The organism is Parabacteroides sp. AF39-10AC (assembly GCF_003635405.1).
Lineage (GTDB): Bacteria > Bacteroidota > Bacteroidia > Bacteroidales > Tannerellaceae > Parabacteroides > Parabacteroides distasonis.
This window is the reverse complement of sequence record NZ_QTLP01000002.1, coordinates 81,009-103,667: the sequence shown is the minus strand read 5'-3', so window position 1 is coordinate 103,667 and position 22,659 is coordinate 81,009. Positions and strand designations below refer to the sequence as shown.

Genomic DNA, 22,659 nt, shown 5'->3' with positions numbered 1-22,659 from the left:
TTGCACAAACATACGGAATCTCTTTCAAATAATATCATATTTCCGTGAATTTTTCTTCGACACGTGATTGAGATATCTTGGAATTGGGAGGTACACTATGGGTGAGCCAGATGTTACCCCCGATAATAGATCCTCGGCCAATAGTGATCCGCCCTAATATGGACGCGTTGGAATAAATGGTCACATAATCCTCGATGATCGGGTGACGGGGCAAATCTATCGGAAGTCCTTCCTCGTCCAGCGTAAAACTCTTGGCTCCTAACGTCACACCTTGATAAAGGCGGACATGGTTTCCTATAATGGCGGTTTGTCCCACGACAATACCCGTTCCATGATCGATACTGAAATATTCTCCGATCTGCGCCCCGGGATGAATGTCAATCCCGGTTTGAGAGTGTGCCATTTCCGTAATGATACGCGGGAGTACCGGTACGCCTAGCTCGAATAATTCATGAGCGACCCGTTGATGTAAAAGCGCGTAGACCGCCGGATAACAGAATATAATCTCACTCACGCTCTTGGCTGCCGGATCACCATCCAAGATGGCCTTTACATCGGTGGACAGTAAATATTTGATATGAGGAATCCGGTTAATAAAAGCGATCGAGATCTCGGAAGCCCGGTCCTTGGAATCACAACAACGCTCTACCTCAAAACAAAGTCCATTATATATTTGCTCTTGCAAGAGATCATAGATCTTTTCCAAATAGACTCCCGTATAATATTGGATAGAGCCTAATTGAGCCTCTTGTTCCGTACCAAAGAATCCGGGGAAGATAACCGTACGTAATAGGCGCATGATCTCATGCAACGTAGCGACTGAAGGCGATGGCTTCTGATGCAACGGGATATATTTGTATTCCGGTAGATCAGGAGCCGACAGCCGTTCTACGTTCTTCTGTATCTGTTCTAAAATCGCTGTTCTATTCATCTTTAATTATCCCAAGTAGGATCGTAACTGATTAATGAGTTAGAGGCATTGCCCAAACCTATATAGATATAATTATCCAAGACATACATGCAATGTACAGATCTGTTAGCCGCTGGTAACTGGGATTTCTGGCTCCAGTTCTGAGAGTCCGGATCATAGCGCCAAATATAACCGTCCCCGTCTACGCCATATACGTAATTACCATAAGCGATAGCACATAAAAGCATCCTTCCGGGGAACGAAGCCTCCTTTTCCCAAGCTACAGCGTTCTTGTCTGTAGACCAAAACTGTGTCGTATATTCCAAAGAAGGATCCGCTTTATTAATAATCCCCAGTCCGGCATATATACGGTCACCAATTACAACGGATATTCCGCCGTATTGTTTAATCGGGAAATTAGATTTCTTGCTCCAAACGAAAGCGCTCGGTTCATAAGTCCAGACTTCATCGATTAGTTCGTTACCTCTATGTCCACCTATGAGGAACGCTTGATCTTCCATTCTGCAACATGCCGCCCGATACATACCTTTAGGCCGTTGCTGGTCTGTTTGTACGGCGCTCCAAGAATTATCGGATGTGGAGTATACATATAAACTGTCACATATCTTTCCCGTGTTATCCAAACCACCAAAAGTCCATAGGCCAAATCCGATGCTGAAACATGCTTGGCCCGATAATTTCTCAGGCTGAGACCTTAAGGGCAACCATTCTTTCTTAGAGGTCATATATCCCCAAAACTCATCGGTGTATTCCCTACCCGTGTCACCGCCTAACAAGAATCCCGTGCTATTAGCCAAGGTACAGAAAGAGGTAGATCCCGGTATCCGGAAAGCTCCCTCAAACCTTGCCCCTGCTCCAAATATATCCGGAGTTTGGAAGCGAACTTCCTCTCCGTAAGCGATACCATTCTTATTTTTAGCGTAAGCCCTTAAATAATAGCTCGTGCCTCCTCTCAATTCCTTTATCGTACCCGTAAACGCTTGTGTACCGGAAGAAAGAGCTACCGCTCCTTCACAATTACCAAAGGCCGGACTAGGACTAGTTCCCCAACATACACCGGCCTCTGTAACCGGTGAGGCACCTTCGGCTAAGACCTCTCCTCCTACCCATGCGGTACCGTTTTTAATAGTAGACACCTCCTTCGTATTGACTGTAGGCAACTCACTTTCCAGAATCGTATGGATACCTTCGCCTGCGCTATAGGTAGTACCTAAAGCGTTTGTCGCATAAGCACGTACGTAATACCCTTTCTGCTGTTGCATATCATAGATTTTCCCGGCAAATTCTCCGATACCCGCTCCGCAAATAATCGTATCCCCATTTTCTATTGTCGGCGATTTATCAGCACTAAAGCAGAAACCACATGCCGTGATCGGAGAATCTCCCTCGCTTATTATTTCCATGGAGAACTCCGCATAGGTAAACTCTGTCGCTATTTTCTTGAATTTGTTATCATCTAATACAGGACGACCATTCGTGGTCTTAAAGGTCTCGACTTTCGCCCCGTTATACTCACCATATTTACTTTTTGCGTAAGCTCTAACGTAATAGGTAGTTTCCGGTTTTAAATCGGAGATCGTACAATAGAACGAATCGGCTTCCATGTCTATACGAATCGTAGAGTCGGATGCTGAAGGCTCCGGATTCAGCATTAAGTAAATACCCCTTTCCTCGATTTCGGCTTCCCCTTGTTTGGTTATCATACCTCCACATTGAACGGAAGTAGACATCACGTTGACTGGCAATAAGGTCTTAACGCTTCCTAATCCATCTTTCGTCTTAAAAGGTAAAATCTCTCCATAAGCGGTATCTACCGCATTGATCGCATAGGCCCGGATATAGTAATCCAGATCATTGGTTAAGCCCTCGATCGTAGCCTCATATCTTACCTTACGCTTGGATACGGCTTTTTTATTTTTCTCTATCACAGTAAAGGTTGATTCCGTGCTCCAACAAAAACCGGCCTCTGTCACGGGAGCGCCGTTTTCTTGCAAGACCTCCCCCGATACTGTCACGGAACTAGCCGTGGACTTCAATATCTCGTCTGTCTTAACAGACGGTTTTTTAGCGTTTCGAATGCCACCATCTATATCCGGATCATTCACGCATCCGGCCATTAATAAAGCCGCAAATAGAATAGAGAAGAGTGAGTATATATGTTTCATAAATAATCAATATTAAAAGAATACACCTAAGCCAGCGTTTAGATCCAAGTACTTAAAATTAACCGTATTGCATCCAACGCTAATAAATACAGAGTTCGTTATTTTCATCATCAAGTCAACCTCGGCAGCGACCCCTTTGTATGAGGAATCAATATTCCGGCACCATACCTCTCGTGTACTATCGTAGTTTTCATAGGAATGGGTCGTGAACGAATGTAGTAAAGCTCTTTCACCATATCCCAAACCAACGGAGGCATATAACCACGGAAAGCATTTTACGATTAAACCGGCCGTTCCGGCTATACTATTTGTCTTCGAGGATTTACCTGTATTAAGCTCATAAGATTCCCCTTCCGAATTAGAGAACTTAATAATCTGCCCTTGGTTATTACATTCGTCCGTATAATTCATAAAAGACATATTCGTCTTGAAACGGACATACCAACCGAAGCGTTGCCCCATACCTCCTACCGTGATTCCATAAGGAGATTCGATCGAATACGAGTATCCCGCGAAAAACTCCATTCGTTTCTTAGGGGATACCGCCGCGGAATCTATCGGTTGGGCCTCCGGTTCCGCCGGCTTTAACAATATCTCTTGGTATTCTTTCCAATAGGTTGCTAGCTCCTCACTTTTAGGGGTTCCGATACCTTCCGAATAATAAATGATTAATTTAGAGATGGCATCCGGATCATCTTCCGTAGCTTTGACCGTCAGGCAGTTTAAACATTTATTCATCAAGCTACGCATGGAAGGCCGCATTCGCTCGTTGGAAAGCCAAATCGTAGTCAGCTGATCAATACTGTATGCGTCGCATTGCGATACGCCTTCCTCGTACCACATTTTAGCGTCACTATAATCAAGACGTTTCATCGCTTCATCTCCCTTACGGTTGTATTCCGTACGCTGTTGCGCCAGCAGTCCGAGGGGAAATACCGCACATATCATCAATATCCAAAGTCTTTTCATATAATAGGTAAATACATGTTTAGTTGTTCATAATATTACAATCAATAATAAGTAAGGCCTTCGCTAATCAATGATCCGTCAGAATTATAAATATCAAACAAATTGTCTTCCCGTTCGAATGCCCGGCCGTTATCCGCGATACCGACACTTAAGTATTTGCAAGGAATACGTTCCTCGGCTTTCGAATCGATCGCCCCGTATCTGTTATTTGACTTCTTACGTACGATCTTATATCGTCCGAAAGCCATTTTCTCCTCATACAGGGCCTTTTTGTCCGCTATACGTTTCTCCTCGGTTTTCTCATCGCAAGCGATGATCAACCGGACTACCTCTTCCGTTAGTTTCGTATCCTTTGCTTCCGACAAATCTTTCTTAGCTCCCGAATAATCAGCTTTGGCCATTTTTTCCTTACCGGAGGCGATTAACGAGTTATATTTCTCATTCATCTCATTTTCCGATGGCTGATCCGGGAGAACATTCTCTTCTATCGTATGCTCTGTTTCCATAGGTCGTTTCTCTTCCACTTGAGGCTCTTGTTTCTCCGCTTCCTTTATCTCAGAGATAGGAGGTTCCGTATGTAAAACTGGGTGATCTGGCATTTCTACTTCTTTTGAGACATTGCTATCCGGCTCCACAGCTGAAGGTAAATCAATACTCTCGACAACCTCTTTTGTGGGCCTATTGCTATGCACTAAAAGAGCTGTAGCGGATCCTACAACGACAAATATAGCGATTCCGATAGGAATTATTTTCTTTCTGGAATTATTCTTTTCTGTTACTGGCTCCACGGCAGGTGGATTAGCCACATTGACAACAGTCTCTTCATCATCCGATCCTACTAATTTAGAATCTACAGGTGATGAATAAACCACCGTTGTTTCCTCATTCACAATCTCGGGAGATGGACTTGGGACAACCTGAACTTCCTTTTCCGCTTGAGAAAAATCCAAAGACGCCAACATCTCGCCCACCGTCTCAAAGCGATCCGCAGGAATGATTTGCATCGCTTTTATGATAACAGCCTCTGTTTTCGGGCTGATCGCCGCATTGATTTCAGAGGGGTTTCGCAAAGGACGTGCGGCACGTAGTATAGATTCTGTAGGGATTGTTCCCGTTAACAGATTATACATCGTGGCTCCCAAGGAATAAATATCCGGACGGGGCGAGAACACTTGTGTTCCTTCGTTATCGTATTGCTCTATGGATGCGAATCCTTTAGAAAGGGTTAACATCGTAGTGCTGGTCTCTTCCTGCTCGATATCGTAACGTTTGCTGACTCCGAAATCGATCAAGCGGGCGTTCCCGTTCTTATCGATCAAGATATTGCTAGGCTTGATATCCAGATGCAAGATACTCTTATCATGAACGAATTGTAACGCCTCGCCAATTTGCCGTACATATTTAAGGACCGTAGCTTCGGGCAATATCCCGTTTTTCTCAAGCATATATTTTAGCGAGAAGCCGGAAATATACTCCATGGCAATATAAGCCGTATTGTTTTCCTCGAAAACCTCCAGCACATTTACGATATAGGGATGGTGAACTTCCGATAGGATCTTTGCCTCTTTGATCAGTTTTTCCTTGAACTTGTTAAATAAGACCTTTCCCGTCTCCGAATGTACTTTTACGGCTTGGGAACCGGGTTCTCTATAACAATAATCCTTGAAGAAATATTCCTTGACACAGATAGGAACCTCCGTCTTTACGGTACCTAAAGATCCTTTAACCTCTGTGTACCAAACTCCTCTGTAGGTTATGCCAAAACCACCTTGACCAACCACATGAGTAAGTCTGTATTTTCCGTTTTGAAGAAGATGTCCGTCTGGCAGATTCATAACCTTGAATAATTCCATTTAATCTGCCAAAAGTACGTTATTTATATAAAAGAATAAAGAAAAGAGAGAATATTTTGCTTAAAACCCATGCTATCTTCCACTTTTTGAATAGGTATGATATAAAAAGAAAAGTTATCCCGGGTTTTGCCGTCACAGGCTTCCATGAGGGCGTCCTTTATTTCCGGAACAGATAAACGACCATTAAATATCTCTGCGATCTTTTCATTCTTCAGTCTTTCAAGAACCCCGTCCGTACAAAGAAAGAGGAAATCGTCGGATTGAATATCGTTCAAGGTAATAATGTCCGCTTCTGTTGGAGTATGAGTGCCTTGTATAGCCCGGATAATCACATTCCGCTGGGGGTGGGTTAGCGCTTCTTCCGGAGTGATCTTACCTAATTTAACCAACGAATTTACCAATGAATGATCTTCTGTTTGATATAAAATCTCCCCCTTCCTCAGATGATAAATCCGGCTATCTCCGATATGAGCCAATACGATTCCGGAAGAAGCGATATAGGCCATGGTGAGCGTAGTAGCCATACCCATCGCTTCCGGATGCTCTTGAACATAGGAGTCGAAACAGACTTCCGCATAATGTACGGCTTTATGGATAAACTCAGGCGTGGGATCATCCTTTAGGAACGTAGAAAAGAAAGTTTGTATGGACTCGCAAGCTAATGAGCTGGCTACCTCCCCTTTCTCGGCTCCACCCACACCATCGCAAACCATAAACAATTTTTGGTCAAGGGGCACTTGTTCGGGAAGCGGGTAAATGGAATCCTCGTTATTCGATCTGCCTCCTTTTTCCGTAATAGCACATGGCTTACCAATCGTTATAATCATAACAAATGAGTTTTATTCATTAAAACGTAAGACGGTGCGACCAATAATAATCTCGTCATTATCATTGAGCACGACCACCTCGCCATTCTCTAGGTAACTGTTATTATATAACGTATGGTTTTTACTATTATTGTCGGTAAGGAAATGTTTATATCCACCTTTTGAATCTTTTTTCACCTCAATGCAAATATGCTCGCGACTCATCGTGCGATCAGCCGTGATAATTGGCATCGTAGCTTGTGAGGCGTTCGACTTCCGGCCAATGACAACCTTCCCTTCGTGAAGAGGAAACGCTTGTTCAGGTGTATCGGCGTCTGGAAGAACCGTCAGTCTGCCGATTCCAGTCTTGACAGGTGTCACTAAAATCGTATCGGAATCGACTTCCTGATGATTACTTTTCTCGGATAATAAGGACAAAGGAATAGGCTCTTTGCATTTCGGACACTTAAAGGAGGTAATGCCGAGGGGAATCTTCCCCTCGTCTACCTTTAATCCTACATGGCAATGTGGACATTTAACTGCGATCATACGATAAACGAAATATCTGCGCCATCCATATCCGTAGAGTACAGATCCATCATATCTGTATCGGAAAGCATAACCGTATCGTCCGCCAAGGTTATAAAGTCTGAATGATCGAAAGACTCGATGCTACTATCGTCTATAACTATGGCGTCGCCTAGGTCGACACCTCCTCCTTCCACGTCTATTATGACAGCATCCGCTGGCATGACGTCATTGCCGTCTAAAGTTACGAATGTATATTCCTCTTCTTGCATAACCTTTGTTCCTAATATATTAATATTCCGAAAACAAAAGTACAAAAAGCAATGGATTAATAAACTTGTTATTCTCTCTTATAATCAAACATTTGGGTTTCATGTACAAAAGAGGCTGTTTTACTATACGAAAAGAAAAGGCTCATTCTCTCACCCATTTGGCCTTACAGGAAGAAACTGGGCATTGCTTTCGGTTTTTCAATGATTCCCAAGGGATCTCACCTAAGAATGTCCCACATTTCGGGCAAACATAGTCTATCTTAAATTGATTGGCGATATCCTGCAATTGCTGGGGAATCTTGGCCGACTGCTTGGCTCCTAGATAGATTCCTACCGTAGGGGCACAAATCGTTATCAGGAGGCTGATGCCGAATAGTTCCGGGCTACCTTTCCCTAAGAAGCCTATCACGACCCCCACTATTCCGGGCAAAGCAAATGGTAAGGATTGAAATAATCTGGTCTTAAACTGATTAGAGGATTGAATCTTAACTTTTGCTTGAATATAATCATCGTAGACTTTTTTCAATGCGGCAAATTCATCGCTATAATCATTATTGTATTTAAGCACCTCGGAAAGATTTAAGACATAGCTATCCCCCAAGCGAATATGATCCGTAGGAGTAACACGTTTCTTTACGATCTGGGCTCCATTCACGAACGTACCGTTAGTAGAGCCCGTATCCTCCAATAATAAGTTGCCACCATCCTCACGTATCAGACGGGCATGATGGCGGCTTACATGAGGATCGTTTGCAATAAAATCGTTGTCTTTTGCTTTTCCTATCTTTATAATCATAGTCTTATTCCTTTTCCTCTTCCTCTTGAGGCTTTCCCATCTCCTTCTCAAGATTATCTTTCAGCACTTTCAACGGATCCTTGGATATTACCAACTCTTTAGGCTTACCCTCTTCCGTCAATAATAATAAACGCTGCTTAGGGAGATTTATTTGTAAGATATGATTTTTATTTATGATATGACTTTTTCCGACACGCATTAATATCTTGTTACAACCAGCGACCTGCTTCTCTAAGATCTCTTCTATTTTTCCGATATTTATAGCGAAGGTAAATTGGATGCCATTTGACAACAATAGTTTCGTATAGTTCCTGTCTGCTTCAAAATAAAGGATCTGACCAATCTTAATGCGCAACAACTCATCCCTTGTTTTTATAATTAAATACCGCTCCATACGTAGAAATTGTTTTTTCGTTTCTCTTTCAAAAACAAATATACGGTATTTTCTTTATTTAATAGGTATCTTTTGGGGGAAAGATTGGTAAAGTGCACCAAAAACAAGAGCCTTTTCCCTGCTCAGAAGAGACACCGATACGCCCTCCCAGCCTTTCAATTATATTTTGGCAGATAGAAAGTCCAAGCCCTATGCCTTGCTTTTGGTTTCGTCCTTTATAAAAACGATCGAACACATGAAGTTTTATTTCCTCCGACATTCCTTCCCCCGTATCGGTCACGGATAACAGAACCTCGTTCTCCATGGCTTGATATGACAAGATGATGCTACCTATAGAGGTGTACTTAATTGCGTTTGTTATAAAATTGCCAAGAACTTGTTTCAAACGGATACGGTCGGAGCGTAATAAAAAGGAATCCAAAGATGCCGGATAGCTCAAAGCTACCCCTCTCGGTACTTTGATCTGGAAAGAAGCTACCGTTTCTACAATAAGTTGTCTTAGATCAAATTCCATGAAATCAAAGGTCATGGTACCAGACTCGAGCTTAGCCAGATCCAATACATCATTAACGATACCCAATAATAACTCATTATTGGTCTGAATAAGATTAATATACTCTTGTCTTAGCTCACCATCCTCTTCATCCCCTAAAAGAGAAGAGAATCCGACAATAGCGTTTAATGGCATGCGGATCTCATGGCTGATGTTTGCCAAAAAGGAGGATTTCAAACGCTCTGATTTCTCGGCCTTCAGCATTCGTTCTTCCATCGCTTTCAGTTCAGATATATCATAATTCATCAGTAATAGGATGGGGCTTGATTTCTCCAGACCCGCCTCCATTATATCCAGACGAACCCATTTCCATCCCTCGCCATCCCTAACCCGGACTTCCCCTTGATCATGATCAGTTTCTCCATGGACAAGTCGGCTCAAGGAAGTTTTCAAGCATTCACGGTCTTCTGGCTTGACATTGGAATATATGCCTACTATCTGGCTCAATGGAGTTCCCGGAACTTCACCCATATTCAGATACCATTGTTCCATCGCCACTCCTTCCCCAGTGGACAAATCATACTTTGCGCAGCCGATCTTGGCACGATGACTTATCTGAGGAAAAAAAGGCTCGAACTCTATGCCTAATGTCGTTTTCATATATATCCGTTCTCATTATATTTATGCAAAAAGAGGGTTTAGCCATAAAAAACGAATGAATTAATCGTTCGTTTTGTTGCCTTCCCCACCACTTCAATATCCTGATATATAAGATTATACCATATGACTATAAAAAAATAGAGGGTAGATTGATCACTCAATCCACCCTCCTGTCTATCGTGTGCTTAAACTATTAAAAATCAACCCCTTGATTAGTCTTCTAGAGCCGCTTGCGCCGCAGTAATTCTATATATGATTATCAGATGTTTAGCAAAAAAGGTAAAACAATATACAAACATTTAGGTTTAATTTTTGACACTTCAATAACTGCCGAAAAGCTTAAAAGTAAGTCATTGGAACAGTTAAAATCAACCACAGCACATACCGTCATTTTCAAACGCTTCGCAATATACTAAAAAATCCATATGTTTCCTCGTGCGCGTACATATAATATATAAGCATAAAAAAAGACCGCATTAACGGCCTCTTTCAAAAAAACTATGTGCTATATTCTTATATAACGCACATACACCTTATTCCCTACCCTTCGATATGGAACCAACTTTCCATAAGGATAAACCTTAACTTCTTCCTGCTCATCAGCAGATATCTCTATCGGGTGGATTAGATCCGACAAAGAACTTGTTTTTTGTTTCATTAGACTAACATGATGAATTGTCTTATTATAACACGAAAACGATCCTATATGATGCGATCTTTTACATGTTATACAACACGATCTATGTCTTTTACCTAGGCAGTCTTGGAAGCCTTGCCAGATGCTCCCCTTCTCTCCTCCTTTAATAAACGTTGATCCAACTCATCACCTAATCGCTGAAGTTCTCTTTCCAATTCTTTAATACGATCTTTCTTCTCTGTCACCTCCTCACTCATGGAAAGAGCCACGTGTTTCCAATAAGCGACATCTTTTACTTTATCATCCGAAGAGGCTGACGTATCATTTGAAGTTACAGTCTTTAACATACTACCTTCGCCTCGTAAAAGCCATTCTGCCGATAATTCTGAAAACAAGTCTAATAAGACTAACAGAGTAGACAACGACATCGAAGTCTCTTTGTTAATTTGCTTATTCAAGGTTGATTGAGGATAATTTGCATTCAAACTTATTTGATTAATAGACATGTTTTGCTCTTTCAAGAAACCCCTAAGTCTTTGTTTTACTGAATCTTCCATATTTTTATGTTTTATAACATAGTCTATACAGACTAGAATTGTGTTATTTTATTTTGTTGTTAATCCAATTAGACTTACTTTTACATCGTGTTAAGAACAAAACACGTTTTCAACCCGAAACATTTCGGGTTAGTATGCAAATATAAACATTTAAGATATAATAAGCATGAGATTCAATGAAATTGTAGTCCCGTATGGGACAATAAGAAAGCTAGCCAAGGACACGGGGCTGTCCGAACCATGTATAAGGCACGCCCTAAAAGGCATCACGAACTCCGACAACTCCTTCTTGATAAGGAAGATTGCGAGGGAAAGGTATAGAGGTGTAGAAATTAAAAGTAATCCATCATGATAGCCGAGATAACATTTCCTGATAGATCCGTGTCCTATAGCGACTTCATTCGTGACTTAGCGGCGAAGATAAACACCTTCGCCAAAGAGGATAAAGATGATCCAGCTTACATTTCCCAAAGGAAAGCAGAAGCTCTTTATGGTAAAGCCAATGTATTAAGATGGAGAAAAATGGGAGCAATAAGCCCAATATGCCGTCCCGGTAAGATTGAATATCCAACAGTAAGGCTGAAAGAACTAAGTCGGACTGATGAGATTTACATCCGATGGATGTCAAGCAAAGAGGATAAAAAGAGAAAAAGATAAATCCTCGGCCCCATAGCTCAACGGATAGAGCGCTCCTCCCCTAAAGGAGATATCCGGTTTCGATTACCGGTGGGGCTACTAAAAAAAAGAGTTCTTTGACTTATTGAGAAAAAATCCTTATGGCTATCAAAAGGTATACGAGATATAAACGGGATAAGCGTAAGGTGAAAATACAGGAATGGACGATAGTCCTTGCTCCCGATGTAGTTTAATCGGTTCCGGTATTGGATTTATACATATAATTAATAGTATATATAATAAGTACGATCCCATTCGGGTATCCTTGCGGTGGTTGGTAAAGAAGACCGTATCGTACTAAATAATACGACTTTTCTTGCGAGTCGTATCTAAGATATAGCAGGAGGTTAATACTGCCAAAAGTATGACAGATTGGACAGACAATCATAAGATGACGACAGATCGGAAAGACGGTCAATCCGAGAACTACGGCTTTACGTTAGTTGATTAATACTCCCCCACCCGTCTATGATTCGGGTTCGAAACCGTTGGAGGTTGTGGGGGATCAAATCTATAAACAACATTAGTATGAGATACATATTTATATCATTTACATTGCTGGCCATGTTAGTGGCTAGCATCTTAAAGGTTTTAAATTATATCAATTGCAGTTGGTGGGTAATAACCTCGCCATTATGGTTGTACTGTATATTTTATATCATGCTATTAGTTATAGCATTTATATTTCTTTTTTATCCTTCTAAAAAAGAAAAAACGAATATTGATGATACCTCAAAGTCAAAGGTGGAGAAACTGCTTAAAGAAAACTTCGGAAGACGAAAGAATAACTGATAAACCAAATTTAATCTTATGAAAGAAAGAAGGATTCCACCCTAGGAATTACCTAGGGAAGGTAGCGAACCATGATCAGTTTTAATATTGTATGTTTAGCCGCACGATCAAGGCGTGCGTCCAATGTTAGATTGGTTATCTAGTTATATTATTATCTAGGGTTACAGGGGGTGCGAGTTCCCCCGGCTACCACGCTTAAATCACATTGCTAATTATTATACACTTCTTAACCAAGACCTTAATATACCGCCGTGAGGCAGGCAGAAAGAATTTTTAAATAATTAAGAACTCGCCGGGGTGGGATTCCCCGGCAAACGCTCCCTTAGCTCAGATGGTCAGAGCCTTTAGGGTCGCCGGTTCAAGCCCGGCAGGGAGCACGTTTCACCCCTAGGGGTGCTTATTCAATCAGAAAATCAGTCACAATTTTGCAACGCAGGTCTCCGTCCGTGAGGATATGAGGGCCTTTTCACATCAAGAAATTTAAATCAACAACATATGATAAAGAGAAACCAAGCATGGTTCTGGAAGATATTCCGGGCCATAAAGAGCATTATCATCTTCTCGTTAAGGATGATCGCTGCTACCGTACTAGGGCTAATGTCAATAGTGTCAATATTTGAGTGGTACGAAAAACCTCTCAATATTCACCTCTTGATCCTAGCGATCATATCAATCTTTATTGTGGTACACCAAATAGTTATAATGACTTATGAGTCAGAAAAATGATTTCGGAGTACTATACGTGGTGCAAGCCCCTTCAAGGCCTAACCGATCCAAGAAGGACGATATCCTAGACGAATTAAAGACACTTAGCAAAGAAGAATTGATAGAGATAAGAAAAGACATTGTAGAACTAATAAACGAAAAATAATGAAGACATTCGAGGAATTAAAAGAAGATCTGCTTGAACGGGCTAAAAAACATAATGCTTGTCAAGATGGATACAGGATGGGGTTAAACGCAAAAAGCAAACAGGACTTACTGAAAGCGATAACCGATAATTGGTATTGGGTCTTGAGTGCATCCAAGATGATTGACGCAAATTACCTAGAAAATAACTTTTCTGAAGAGGAACTAGCCGAAGCCGGCATTTACACAAGAAAAGAACACACCTCTAATGCTAAATCATTTGCTTGCGGCTCTGCCACGGTCAAGGCTTACGACTCTGCCACGGTCAAGGCTTACGACTCTGCCACGGTCGAGGCTTACGACTCTGCCACGGTCGAGGCTTACGACTCTGCCACGGTCAAGGCTTACGACTCTGCCACGGTCGAGGCTTACGACTCTGCCACGGTCGAGGCTTACGACTCTGCCACGGTCAAGGCTTACGACTCTGCCACGGTCGAGGCTTACGGCTCTGCCACGGTCAAGGCTTACGGCTCTGCCACGGTCGAGGCTTACGACTCTGCCACGGTCGAGGCTTACGATAACTCATATGTTGAGGATTGCACTGGAAACATAAATACAGTTTCCGATCATGGAATAGTCAAAGACTACTACAATCATAAGATATATATAAAGAAAGGAAAATTCGAGATTATCGAGATCGAATAAATTCAAGGTCTTAGCTTATCGGTAGAGCGCCCCTAACATGGGGATGGCCGGGTTCGACTCCCGGAGGCCTACAAATCAAGATATATGAGAGACATCTACATCAAAGACCCCGACGGCGAACCGGAGTACGACGGGGAGGAAGAAACAGAATCCGAGGACGATCGGTATCAACGAGATTGGGAAACCAGCACTTTATATTGGTAAAGGAAATCATTCAAAATAAATAATCATGGAATCAAGCAGTTACGAGGTACTTCCAGCAGAAAGCCATGAAGTACAAATTTTACAGGTAGATGCGGTTGAGAGAGCAAACGTGGACTCACAAGTTGCGACCGCGAAAAGATATCCTAGGGATATCAGAAGGAGTATTGATAATTCCGTGGTAATGGCCACGATGAATCAAGACACGGCAAGGTCATGCAGTTATGCCTTGCCAAGAGGAGGGAAACCTATTACTGGGCCATCCGTACACCTCGCCAAGATAATCGTATCCAATTGGGGTAATATCAGGACTGAGGCCAAGGTTATCCAGATAACGGACAAGCAGATCATCAGCAGGGGTACATGCTGGGATCTGGAGACAAACGTAGCGTCCGCGTTCGAGGTTCGCAGGAGCATAGTGGATAGCAAGGGGAAACGTTACTCAGACGACATGATTACCGTAACGGGAAACGCCGCCAACTCCATAGCTTATCGCAATTCCGTATTCGCCGTTATCCCCAAGGCCATAGTGGACAGGGTCTATCAAGCCGCCCAAAAATTCATCACGGGGGATCTATCCGACGCTGACAAGATATTAAAAACGAGAACTAATATCATCAACAAGTTCAAGAACGAATACGCCATAACGGAAGAGGAGGTCATTAAGCTATGCGGCAAACAGACCAGCAATCAGATAGGCCCCGACGAGATCGCCATGCTGATCGGGATCATACAAGCGTTAAAGGACGGGGATACCACGGTAAACGATCTAATCCTTCCAATTCGTGAGACAAAGAAAGATGTCGATCAAAAAAAGGAGGCGATGAGACAGTCTAAGGGCAAAAACAAAGAGGACATGCCATGAACAAGTACTCATCCTATACCAACGCCGAGCTGGAGGAGCATTTATCAAACTACCTTATCGACTCTTGGAGTTACAGCAAGGTAGCCTCTTTCTCCCGGAACGAGAAGGAGTTCGAGAAACGGGAGATTTACCGGGAAAGATCCAGATCATCCTCCAGCACGGTGGCGGGTAACGCCTATCATTCGGCCTTGGAGTATTTCTTCATGGAGCTACAGCGCAAGGGGCAGATAATACCGATCACGGAAATGGAGAGGGTAGCGTTCTCATACATAGAGGAGGTACACCCGAATGATTGGAAAATACAGAAAACGACACCTACCGTAGAGGAATGCAAGATCGAGGCCACCAAGAACGCCACGAGGCTTATCAATAACTTCTACGGGGAAAAGGATATATATCTTTCCGGTATCAAGGAGATAATCGCCGTGGAATTAAGATGCGAGGAATGGGTAACGGTAAACGGGGTGGACATCCCCCTGCCCTGCCACGCTAGGCTAGACTTGGCGATAAGGACGGAGAGCGGTCGGACGGTCATCATAGACCATAAGTCAAGGGCCAAGTTCACCGATGACGAGGAACTAACGTTTACCTGCGGGAAACAGGCGATGACCTACGTTAAGTGCTATGAGTCCCGCTTCGGGGAGAATGTTGACGAGGTATGGTTCGTGGAGAACAAGATCTCGAAAAACAAGGACGGCTCCTCCCAGTTGAAGAAATTCGTGATCAATCTCGATAACGACACGAGGAAGCTTTACGAGGCCATATTGTACGAGCCGCTAAAAAGGATGATAGAGGCCGTGTCCGATCCGGATTACGTGTACATGATCAACGATAGCGACAACTTCGTGGACAGGGCCGAGCTTTATAATTTCTGGGCCAAGACGCTGATAGCGGAGGTCGATGATTTCAACGTGCCCGAGTCAAAGAAGGAATTGATATCGAAGAGACAGAAAAAAATACGGGACGCTTCCCTTGGATCGGTAAACCCCAAGGTAATATCCGAGTTCAAGAGGAACGCTTCCTCATTCATTCAATATGATTTATCCAATAGTAATATGACAAACAGCGAGAAAATAGAGCATATCCTACGGACATTCGGGGTGATCGTGAACGTGGCCAAGGAGATTAACGGGTACTCGTCAGACACGTATCTGCTAGAGGTATCCGCTGGGACAAAGATCACGACAGTGATGAAATACAAGCTAGACATAGCGAACGCGCTGGACGTGCCATCCATAAGGATGGGTAACGAGCTTATGGTGTATGAGGAAAAATCCTACCTCTCCATAGAATCACCGAAGAAAAGAACCAAGTCCTTGTATTGGGACAAGAAGTATATCGACGGCATGAGGATTCCCATAGGAACGGATAACTTCGGTAGGCTCGTGGTGTGGGATCTCGATAACAACTCCACGCCTCACGCCTTGATTTGTGGAGCTACCGGTAGCGGTAAATCCGTGTGTATCATATCCACGATAGAATACGCCCGCTTAGCCGGTATCCGGGACATCGTAATTTTCGATCCGAAATACGAGTTCTGTAATTATTCCTCCGAGAAATACATAAAGGTCTATAATGATATAGAAGAAATAGAGGCCAAGATGAAAGAGCTCGTACAGGATATGCAAGAAAGGGCTAAATCGAGGGCATCATGGAAAACGCTGGTGGTGTTCGATGAGTTCGCCGACGCGGTAGCGTCCTCCCGTTCGGGAACAGAACTTGACATAAAGGAAATGGTCGAGGTTGGCCAGCGAAAGAACGCCTTCGGATTCCTCGAGCCTAAAATGGAACTACGCACGGTCGGTCGTGAAAAGTCATTGGAGGAGAATCTGAAGATGTTGCTACAAAAGGGACGATCGCTTGGGTTCCGGATCATGGCGGCTACGCAAAGAGCGTCGGTTAACGTGATCACGGGAGACGCTAAGGTGAATTTCCCCGTACAGATATGCTTCCGTGTACCTAAGGAGATTGACTCCAAGGTTGTCCTTGACGAGCCGGGAGCCGAGACGTTGGGCGGCATGGGGGACGGACTAATGAAATCTCCCGAGTATCTAGGTATCGTGAGGTTCCAAGGTTTTTATAAAAAATAACGGCCATGGCTAAAAGGTACCAGCTATCCGAGTCTTTCATTAAAACACTGTCCCGCCATCTATCGGTTATCCTAGAACACGTGGATTCCAAGGGAAGACCAAGGATAGCCGATACCGTAAGATTGGCCAAAAAGGATCTAAAGAAACTCGAGAAAATAATCCAAGATGAAAGAACTGATATTATGCCTCAATGAGGCATGTTCTAAAAGACATTGCCTTTGCCATCAACGGCAGAGGCATTGGACAGACCCGTCTAAAAAAGAAGGGGAAACTGTGAGGCCGGAATCGGCCTTACTTGACGGGAATACTCCTTGCAAAGGGTATGTCCCACAATACGAAAGAAAGAAGTATAACATTAATTATTAAAGTATATATGAGAAACTGGTTTATTAGCAAGGTCGCATATGAGAAGATGCTGGAGAACGGCATGCAAAAACGAGTGGTCGAACCCTATTTAGTGGATGCCCTCTCCTATACGGAGGCTGAAGCACGCACGATAGAGGAATTAAGGCCGTACATTACCGGAGAGTTCACTATCGCCGACATAACACGTAAAAAGATAGCGGAACTATTCTTTAACGATAACGGTGATAGATTTTATGAGATTAAGATCTATTTTATCACGCTTGATGAGAAGAGCGGCATAGAGAAGAAAACAGCGGCCAGATTCATAGTACAGGCGAGCGGCCTAAAGGAAGCGATCTCATGCTTCGAGGAGAATATGAAAGGGACCTTGGCGGATTATACCTTGGCAATGGTAAGCGAGACCCTTATTATGGACATCTTCCCGTTTGACGCTGATAGCGTACCAAAGGGCAAAACAGATAATTAATATTAGAGTGTGTTTTTCATGGTATTAGATTTAGTTTTTATTCCCGCCGTCCGTGAGGATACGCGGGGATTTCGGGCGGTAAGTATTCCGGGATGAAACGTTACGGAGTGCGCATGACGTAAAGAGGCCGGTTCGATCCCGGCACCGTCCACGAATAACAAACATATAATTATGGAAACAATACAGAATTTAGATCACTTGACAATGGCCATATACCTTATCACCGCAATACTAGGACTGATCGCATTGATATTGGCCGTATTCTTACTAATAAACGATAAAGAAAGGAGGAATCCATGGGAAAGAAAAGATACGAATTAGTGATAGCCGTTGACCCGGACATAGATAAATCCGGTATATGCGTACTGTCTCCTTCAACGAGACAGCTAATTCTAAAGAGCCTCCCCTTCCCTGTGTTGGTCGATTTCATAAAGGAGGCAAGAGAGAGATACAAGGGGGTAGACATAGTGGTCATTGTCGAGGCCGGATGGCTTAACGAAAAAAGCAACTACCATAAGGCTAGGGGTAAATCCGGCGAGAGGATAGCCAAGTATGTAGGTCGTAACCAGCAAACCGGGATATTGCTTCTCCAGATGTGCGAGCACATAGGGATTCCCTGCGAGGAGGTAAAGCCTTTGACCAAGCATTGGAAAGGGGACGAGGGCAAGATAACCCATGAGGAACTCTCCTACATAGTCGGTCCCTTGCCTAAGAGAACGAACCAAGACCAACGTGACGCTACGATTCTGGCTTGGTGGTACGCCGATCTACCAATAAAAATAAAGACTTGGTGATATGGCGAAGAAGAAAGACGAGCAAGAAAAGGTGAAATGTGGCGATTGCGCCAACGGACATCCTCACAAGGGGCTATGCGTTTGGTGCATCATACATGACGCTGGACGGGTAGCTAACTCCACGAGATTTTGTAACACTTTTAAAAAGAGATAACATGGATATAAAGAAAATGTCAAACAGGGATCTCAAATATGGCATAGACCGATGCAACGCAAGGTTGGCCGGGATAATGCCAATGGAATACATGGACAAGGAACGATGCCTTCAGGCGTTGGAGCAATATAGGGAGGAATTGTATAATAGAGGAATAATATATTGATTAATAATATAAAAATATAGAAAGACATGAGCACATTTATGAAATTTATATCAGAGTCTGAGCCTTGTGTAGCATTAGAGGTAAGTCCTTTATGTGAATCTGATGAGTGCATAAGTTTTTTCATATCCGAATATTCGGACTACATGACCAAGAGTGTCGAAATAAGTAAGGATGATATTAGAAGATTGATAAAGTTCCTAGAAGAAGAATTGGAAAATGCCGACAACTGATATGGATAAAGGATTTATCATGTTATCTCGTAAATTATTTTCCCACAGAATATGGAAAGCATCCCGGACTTTTAGCGAGTGCGAAGCGTGGATAGACTTGATACAGTCAGCACGATTTGAGGCAACGCAGCTTACGGCTAGTATCGGAGGTAGGGAAATAACATACGGAAGAGGACAATATCCGGCATCCATAAGTTTTCTTTCCCAAAAGTGGAAATGGAACTCAGATAAAAAGGTTCGAAATTTCTTGGATATGCTAAAAAAGGACGGAATGATAACAACAGACGCGTCCCAAGGGATGAATGTTATAACGCTATGCAATTATGACTTATACAATCCTATAAATATATCCAAGGGCGAGGATAAGGGCAAGGGTAAGGGCATAGATATAGAACAAGAAATCAAAGACTTAAGGCTATCTTTGGGCAAGCTAAGGGCAAGCCTAGGGGCAAGCAACGAAAATGAAGGGCAAGGTAGGGGCAAGAATAATAATAAAGATAATAATAATATACCCCCTACCCCCAAATCGGGGGACACCGTCACTCCCGTTCCGGACGCGGGCGATAACTCAGAAAAGGTAAAAACATGGAAAGATGATTTCAACATCTATTTGGATTTAGTCCGTAGCGCATATAAGAGCATATGCGACGATCCAAAGATCATGGAGACCCAACAAGCCTATTATCCCGGCGTAAATATAAAACTATCTCTCGAGAAGGCTTGCGCAAATTTCTGGGCAACGGATGCCGGATGGAAGCACAAGAAAAAAAGCAGGGCTAAAGAGATTGACATGAGAATGACATTGATTAACGCAATAGACAAAAACAAGGTTTATTATGGCAAGAACGAGCATCGCACAGACCTCACTTACATCGTCCCAGATTGACGGGAAACTACCTCCCCAAGCCAAGGAGATAGAGCAGATAATACTAGGGGCTTGCCTCATAGAGAGCGACGCTTTCGAGAAAATCGCCTCGGAACTATCTGAGGCCGATTTCTACGACAAGAGGAACCAATCTGTATTCAAGGCCATATCCGGGCTATACAAAGAGAGAAAGCCCATAGACATGATGACGGTCACGCAAGCGATGCTGTCATCCGGGGAGCTTGAGAGTATTGGGGGGCCGATCTACATAGCCTCCCTTACCTCCAAGATTGGGTCATCGGCCCATATACTGGACCACGCGATGATAGTCAAGGAGCGATCCATACAAAGGAAAGGGCTGGTGATAGCCAATGAACTTGAGAACGCTATCTATTCCAACGAGGATATAGGGGACGTACTGCACAAGGCCATAAACGGATCAGAGAGCCTCATGGAGGAACTTATCGGGAAGTCTAATGGCGAGCATATATCCAAGGCTCTTAAAGGCTCCATGGACGGTTTATACAAGCGTGTGGAGATGGCGAGGAAAAACATCCGGTCTGGTGTAGACACTGGGCTTCACGACCTGAATAAGATCACTAACGGCTGGCAACCGGGAAACTTGGTGATAATAGCCGCTAGGCCCTCCATGGGAAAGGCTCTAAGGATGGATGCCAAGGTATTGACACCTTCAGGATGGAAACTGAACAAGGATCTTGCGATAGGCGACCAAGTTTGCTCCGTAGACGGGGCTGAATCACGTGTGACCGGCATATTCCCGCAAGGACATGTCAAGACATACATGGTCGAGTTCTCGGACGGTCGCAAGATCGAATGCTGTGGCAGCCACTTGTGGAGCGTAATATCTTCCAAGTTCAACGCCAAGGCCGAAAGGGTCGTATCTACCCTAGAGCTTATGGACTTGATAAGCAAGGAAAGATATTCCGGCAGAATAAGCATTCCTCGTTTCTCCGGGATATTCGGAGAAAAGAAAGATTTCGTGATCCACCCATATCTCATGGGAGTCTTGCTAGGAGATGGAGTCTTGAGCAAGGGGGTTAGCTGGTGCAAGCCGGACAAGTTCATCGCTGATAAGATCCAAGGTATGGTCGACTACGATGTTATCGTGTCGGATGATCGCTTCCTAGTGACCAACAAGGAGAACAGGAAGGTCAATAAATACCTGTCAGAGCTAAAGAGCCTAGGATTGTTGAATGTCCATTCCTACGAGAAGTTCATCCCGGACATGTACATTGACGCATGCAGGGATCAAAGGGTTGAGCTGTTGAACGGTCTTCTCGATACAGACGGGGATATAGACAAGAATGGGGCTATATGCTACAACACCACGAGCGCTAAATTGGCGAGAGGCGTACAAACACTTTGCTGGTCTTTAGGATATAAATGTTCCTTGAGAGAAAGACGCTCATTCCTTTATGGCGAGCGGAAAAGGAACAGTTTCAGGCTCGTGATCGTAGCGGACAATCCTAGGGAATGCTTCACGCTCCCAAGGAAATTCGACAGAGTGAGGCCAGACCGGAGGAACAAACCTTTGACCGTGATGTCCGTGACACCGACCAACCGCAGGGTTGAATGCCAGTGCATATCGGTATCGCATGAGAAGGCCTTGTACATAACGGATGACTACATAGTCACCCACAATACCGCCGTGATGCTTCACTTGGCCAAATCGGCGGCAAAATCCAACACGCCCGTGGCTATATTCTCGCTTGAAATGTCCGACATAAGCTTGGCTAACAGGCTGATCCTATCCGAGTGCGACGTAGATCCGGAACGGTTCAAGTCCGGGTATATGACAAACGAGGAGATTAACAAGGTAGAGACGGCAGTGAATGAGCTTTGGAGACTTCCGATCTACGTCGATGACAACCCGTGCGTGACGATGGACTATATCCGGTCACGATGTAAAATACTGAAGAAACAAGGCAAGTGCGGGATAATCATGGCCGACTATCTCCAATTGGCGGAGAGCGGTGAACGGGAAGGAAGCCGTGAACGTGAGGTAGCGAAGATGTCCAGAACCGCCAAGATCACGGCGAAGGAGTTAAAGGTTCCCTTCTTGCTCTTATCCCAATTGAACAGGGGGAACGAGGCCAGACCGGACAAGAAACCCCTCCTATCCGATCTTAGGGAATCCGGGGCTATCGAGCAAGACGCTGATATCGTAATGTTCATTCATAGACCGGAGTATTACAAGATCGAGGTCAAGGACAAGAACGGTAACGTAGAACGCAATTACGGAGAGTTGATCGTGGCCAAGAATAGAGATGGAGCCACGGGATTAGTGAAATTTAAGCATAATGACGGCATGACCAAGTTCTACGATTACGGGAGTTGTGACAAGGACATGCCATTTTAA

At 43.7% G+C, this 22,659-nt stretch carries 21 protein-coding genes and 3 tRNA genes; 13 read left to right on the top strand and 11 right to left on the bottom strand.

What is annotated here, in order from left to right; all coding sequences use genetic code 11:
- Positions 1 to 34 precede the first annotated feature (34 nt).
- From DW033_RS02340 to DW033_RS02290, 11 genes are all read right to left on the bottom strand, one after another.
- Entirely contained in the window at positions 35 to 931 is an 897-nt protein-coding gene (locus DW033_RS02340) for a serine O-acetyltransferase (protein WP_005857041.1), read from the bottom strand.
- A 2-nt stretch (positions 932 to 933) separates the two neighbouring features.
- Positions 934 to 3,096 carry a kelch repeat-containing protein gene (locus DW033_RS02335; RefSeq protein ID WP_044546037.1) on the bottom strand — a complete coding sequence of 721 codons (2,163 nt, stop codon included), beginning with the start codon at positions 3,094 to 3,096 and terminating at the stop codon, positions 934 to 936.
- A 12-nt stretch (positions 3,097 to 3,108) separates the two neighbouring features.
- Positions 3,109 to 4,065 carry a hypothetical protein gene (locus tag DW033_RS02330; protein ID WP_008772192.1) on the bottom strand — a complete coding sequence of 319 codons (957 nt, stop codon included), beginning with the start codon at positions 4,063 to 4,065 and terminating at the stop codon, positions 3,109 to 3,111.
- Positions 4,066 to 4,106: 41 nt separating this feature from the next.
- A complete protein-coding gene (locus DW033_RS02325; RefSeq protein ID WP_158595237.1) occupies positions 4,107 to 5,900 on the bottom strand; it encodes a serine/threonine-protein kinase in 1,794 nt (597 codons plus the stop codon).
- A 41-nt stretch (positions 5,901 to 5,941) separates the two neighbouring features.
- Positions 5,942 to 6,745, bottom strand: a complete 804-nt coding sequence (locus DW033_RS02320) for a PP2C family serine/threonine-protein phosphatase (RefSeq protein WP_122382395.1) — start codon at positions 6,743 to 6,745, stop codon at positions 5,942 to 5,944.
- Between the two features lie 12 nt (positions 6,746 to 6,757).
- Complete coding sequence (locus tag DW033_RS02315) at positions 6,758 to 7,273, bottom strand: FHA domain-containing protein (protein ID WP_008772194.1); 516 nt, start codon at positions 7,271 to 7,273, stop codon at positions 6,758 to 6,760.
- On the bottom strand, positions 7,270 to 7,524 hold the full coding sequence (locus DW033_RS02310) for a hypothetical protein (RefSeq protein ID WP_005857054.1): 255 nt from the start codon (positions 7,522 to 7,524) through the stop codon (positions 7,270 to 7,272). Before DW033_RS02310 ends, DW033_RS02315 begins: the two co-directional genes overlap by 4 nt.
- A 142-nt stretch (positions 7,525 to 7,666) precedes the next feature.
- Entirely contained in the window at positions 7,667 to 8,320 is a 654-nt protein-coding gene (locus DW033_RS02305; protein WP_005857056.1) for an FHA domain-containing protein, read from the bottom strand.
- A gap of 4 nt (positions 8,321 to 8,324) precedes the next feature.
- A complete protein-coding gene (locus DW033_RS02300) occupies positions 8,325 to 8,714 on the bottom strand; it encodes a LytTR family DNA-binding domain-containing protein (RefSeq protein ID WP_005857058.1) in 390 nt (129 codons plus the stop codon).
- Positions 8,715 to 8,772: 58 nt separating this feature from the next.
- Positions 8,773 to 9,867 (bottom strand): HAMP domain-containing sensor histidine kinase, encoded by a 1,095-nt coding sequence (locus tag DW033_RS02295; RefSeq protein ID WP_122382394.1) that lies wholly within the window; start codon positions 9,865 to 9,867, stop codon positions 8,773 to 8,775.
- Positions 9,868 to 10,620: 753 nt separating this feature from the next.
- Entirely contained in the window at positions 10,621 to 11,061 is a 441-nt protein-coding gene (locus DW033_RS02290) for a hypothetical protein (protein ID WP_121773219.1), read from the bottom strand.
- 348 nt (positions 11,062 to 11,409) lie between these two features.
- On the opposite strand from DW033_RS02290, the gene DW033_RS02280 reads away from it, so the two are divergent.
- The 13 genes from DW033_RS02280 (at position 11,410) to dnaB (ending at position 22,659) form a co-directional block, all read left to right on the top strand.
- The gene (locus DW033_RS02280; protein WP_121773221.1) at positions 11,410 to 11,718 is read left to right on the top strand and encodes a hypothetical protein; all 309 of its coding nucleotides are present in this window, start codon (positions 11,410 to 11,412) and stop codon (positions 11,716 to 11,718) included.
- A 6-nt stretch (positions 11,719 to 11,724) separates the two neighbouring features.
- A tRNA-Arg gene (locus DW033_RS02275) sits at positions 11,725 to 11,796 on the top strand.
- A 1,048-nt stretch (positions 11,797 to 12,844) separates the two neighbouring features.
- Positions 12,845 to 12,905, top strand: a tRNA-OTHER gene (locus tag DW033_RS02265).
- 493 nt (positions 12,906 to 13,398) lie between these two features.
- Positions 13,399 to 14,082, top strand: a complete 684-nt coding sequence (locus tag DW033_RS02255; protein ID WP_122382392.1) for a hypothetical protein — start codon at positions 13,399 to 13,401, stop codon at positions 14,080 to 14,082.
- 4 nt (positions 14,083 to 14,086) lie between these two features.
- Positions 14,087 to 14,151 (top strand) — tRNA-Val (locus DW033_RS24470).
- Positions 14,152 to 14,311: 160 nt separating this feature from the next.
- The gene (locus DW033_RS02250) at positions 14,312 to 15,148 is read left to right on the top strand and encodes a hypothetical protein (RefSeq protein ID WP_122334875.1); all 837 of its coding nucleotides are present in this window, start codon (positions 14,312 to 14,314) and stop codon (positions 15,146 to 15,148) included.
- A complete protein-coding gene (locus DW033_RS02245) occupies positions 15,145 to 17,238 on the top strand; it encodes a DNA translocase FtsK (protein WP_122382391.1) in 2,094 nt (697 codons plus the stop codon). The genes DW033_RS02250 and DW033_RS02245 overlap by 4 nt, the downstream gene beginning before the upstream one ends.
- A gap of 373 nt (positions 17,239 to 17,611) precedes the next feature.
- A complete protein-coding gene (locus DW033_RS02235; RefSeq protein ID WP_122382389.1) occupies positions 17,612 to 18,070 on the top strand; it encodes a DUF4494 domain-containing protein in 459 nt (152 codons plus the stop codon).
- A gap of 413 nt (positions 18,071 to 18,483) precedes the next feature.
- Entirely contained in the window at positions 18,484 to 18,864 is a 381-nt protein-coding gene (locus DW033_RS02230) for a hypothetical protein (protein ID WP_147423667.1), read from the top strand.
- Between the two features lies 1 nt (position 18,865).
- On the top strand, positions 18,866 to 19,018 hold the full coding sequence (locus tag DW033_RS24465; RefSeq protein ID WP_158595236.1) for a hypothetical protein: 153 nt from the start codon (positions 18,866 to 18,868) through the stop codon (positions 19,016 to 19,018).
- Position 19,019: 1 nt separating this feature from the next.
- Complete coding sequence (locus tag DW033_RS24460) at positions 19,020 to 19,184, top strand: hypothetical protein (protein WP_158595235.1); 165 nt, start codon at positions 19,020 to 19,022, stop codon at positions 19,182 to 19,184.
- Positions 19,185 to 19,685: 501 nt separating this feature from the next.
- Entirely contained in the window at positions 19,686 to 20,300 is a 615-nt protein-coding gene (locus DW033_RS24825; RefSeq protein ID WP_233554126.1) for a hypothetical protein, read from the top strand.
- Entirely contained in the window at positions 20,251 to 22,659 is a 2,409-nt protein-coding gene (dnaB, locus tag DW033_RS02215) for a replicative DNA helicase (RefSeq protein WP_122382386.1), read from the top strand. The genes DW033_RS24825 and dnaB overlap by 50 nt, the downstream gene beginning before the upstream one ends.

Excerpts from the sequence above, each read along its gene's own strand:
- DW033_RS02340 (WP_005857041.1), bottom strand. The coding sequence starts at position 931 with ATGAATAGAACAGCGATTTTAGAACAGATACAGAAGAACGTAGAACGG.
- DW033_RS02335 (WP_044546037.1), bottom strand. The coding sequence starts at position 3,096 with ATGAAACATATATACTCACTCTTCTCTATTCTATTTGCGGCTTTATTA.
- DW033_RS02330 (WP_008772192.1), bottom strand. The coding sequence starts at position 4,065 with ATGAAAAGACTTTGGATATTGATGATATGTGCGGTATTTCCCCTCGGA.
- DW033_RS02325 (WP_158595237.1), bottom strand. The coding sequence starts at position 5,900 with ATGAATCTGCCAGACGGACATCTTCTTCAAAACGGAAAATACAGACTT.
- DW033_RS02320 (WP_122382395.1), bottom strand. The coding sequence starts at position 6,745 with ATGATTATAACGATTGGTAAGCCATGTGCTATTACGGAAAAAGGAGGC.
- DW033_RS02315 (WP_008772194.1), bottom strand. The coding sequence starts at position 7,273 with ATGATCGCAGTTAAATGTCCACATTGCCATGTAGGATTAAAGGTAGAC.
- DW033_RS02310 (WP_005857054.1), bottom strand. The coding sequence starts at position 7,524 with ATGCAAGAAGAGGAATATACATTCGTAACTTTAGACGGCAATGACGTC.
- DW033_RS02305 (WP_005857056.1), bottom strand. The coding sequence starts at position 8,320 with ATGATTATAAAGATAGGAAAAGCAAAAGACAACGATTTTATTGCAAAC.
- DW033_RS02300 (WP_005857058.1), bottom strand. The coding sequence starts at position 8,714 with ATGGAGCGGTATTTAATTATAAAAACAAGGGATGAGTTGTTGCGCATT.
- DW033_RS02295 (WP_122382394.1), bottom strand. The coding sequence starts at position 9,867 with ATGAAAACGACATTAGGCATAGAGTTCGAGCCTTTTTTTCCTCAGATA.
- DW033_RS02290 (WP_121773219.1), bottom strand. The coding sequence starts at position 11,061 with ATGGAAGATTCAGTAAAACAAAGACTTAGGGGTTTCTTGAAAGAGCAA.
- DW033_RS02280 (WP_121773221.1), top strand. The coding sequence starts at position 11,410 with ATGATAGCCGAGATAACATTTCCTGATAGATCCGTGTCCTATAGCGAC.
- DW033_RS02255 (WP_122382392.1), top strand. The coding sequence starts at position 13,399 with ATGAAGACATTCGAGGAATTAAAAGAAGATCTGCTTGAACGGGCTAAA.
- DW033_RS02250 (WP_122334875.1), top strand. The coding sequence starts at position 14,312 with ATGGAATCAAGCAGTTACGAGGTACTTCCAGCAGAAAGCCATGAAGTA.
- DW033_RS02245 (WP_122382391.1), top strand. The coding sequence starts at position 15,145 with ATGAACAAGTACTCATCCTATACCAACGCCGAGCTGGAGGAGCATTTA.
- DW033_RS02235 (WP_122382389.1), top strand. The coding sequence starts at position 17,612 with ATGAGAAACTGGTTTATTAGCAAGGTCGCATATGAGAAGATGCTGGAG.
- DW033_RS24465 (WP_158595236.1), top strand. The coding sequence starts at position 18,866 with ATGGCGAAGAAGAAAGACGAGCAAGAAAAGGTGAAATGTGGCGATTGC.
- DW033_RS24460 (WP_158595235.1), top strand. The coding sequence starts at position 19,020 with ATGGATATAAAGAAAATGTCAAACAGGGATCTCAAATATGGCATAGAC.
- DW033_RS24825 (WP_233554126.1), top strand. The coding sequence starts at position 19,686 with ATGATAACAACAGACGCGTCCCAAGGGATGAATGTTATAACGCTATGC.
- dnaB (WP_122382386.1), top strand. The coding sequence starts at position 20,251 with ATGGCAAGAACGAGCATCGCACAGACCTCACTTACATCGTCCCAGATT.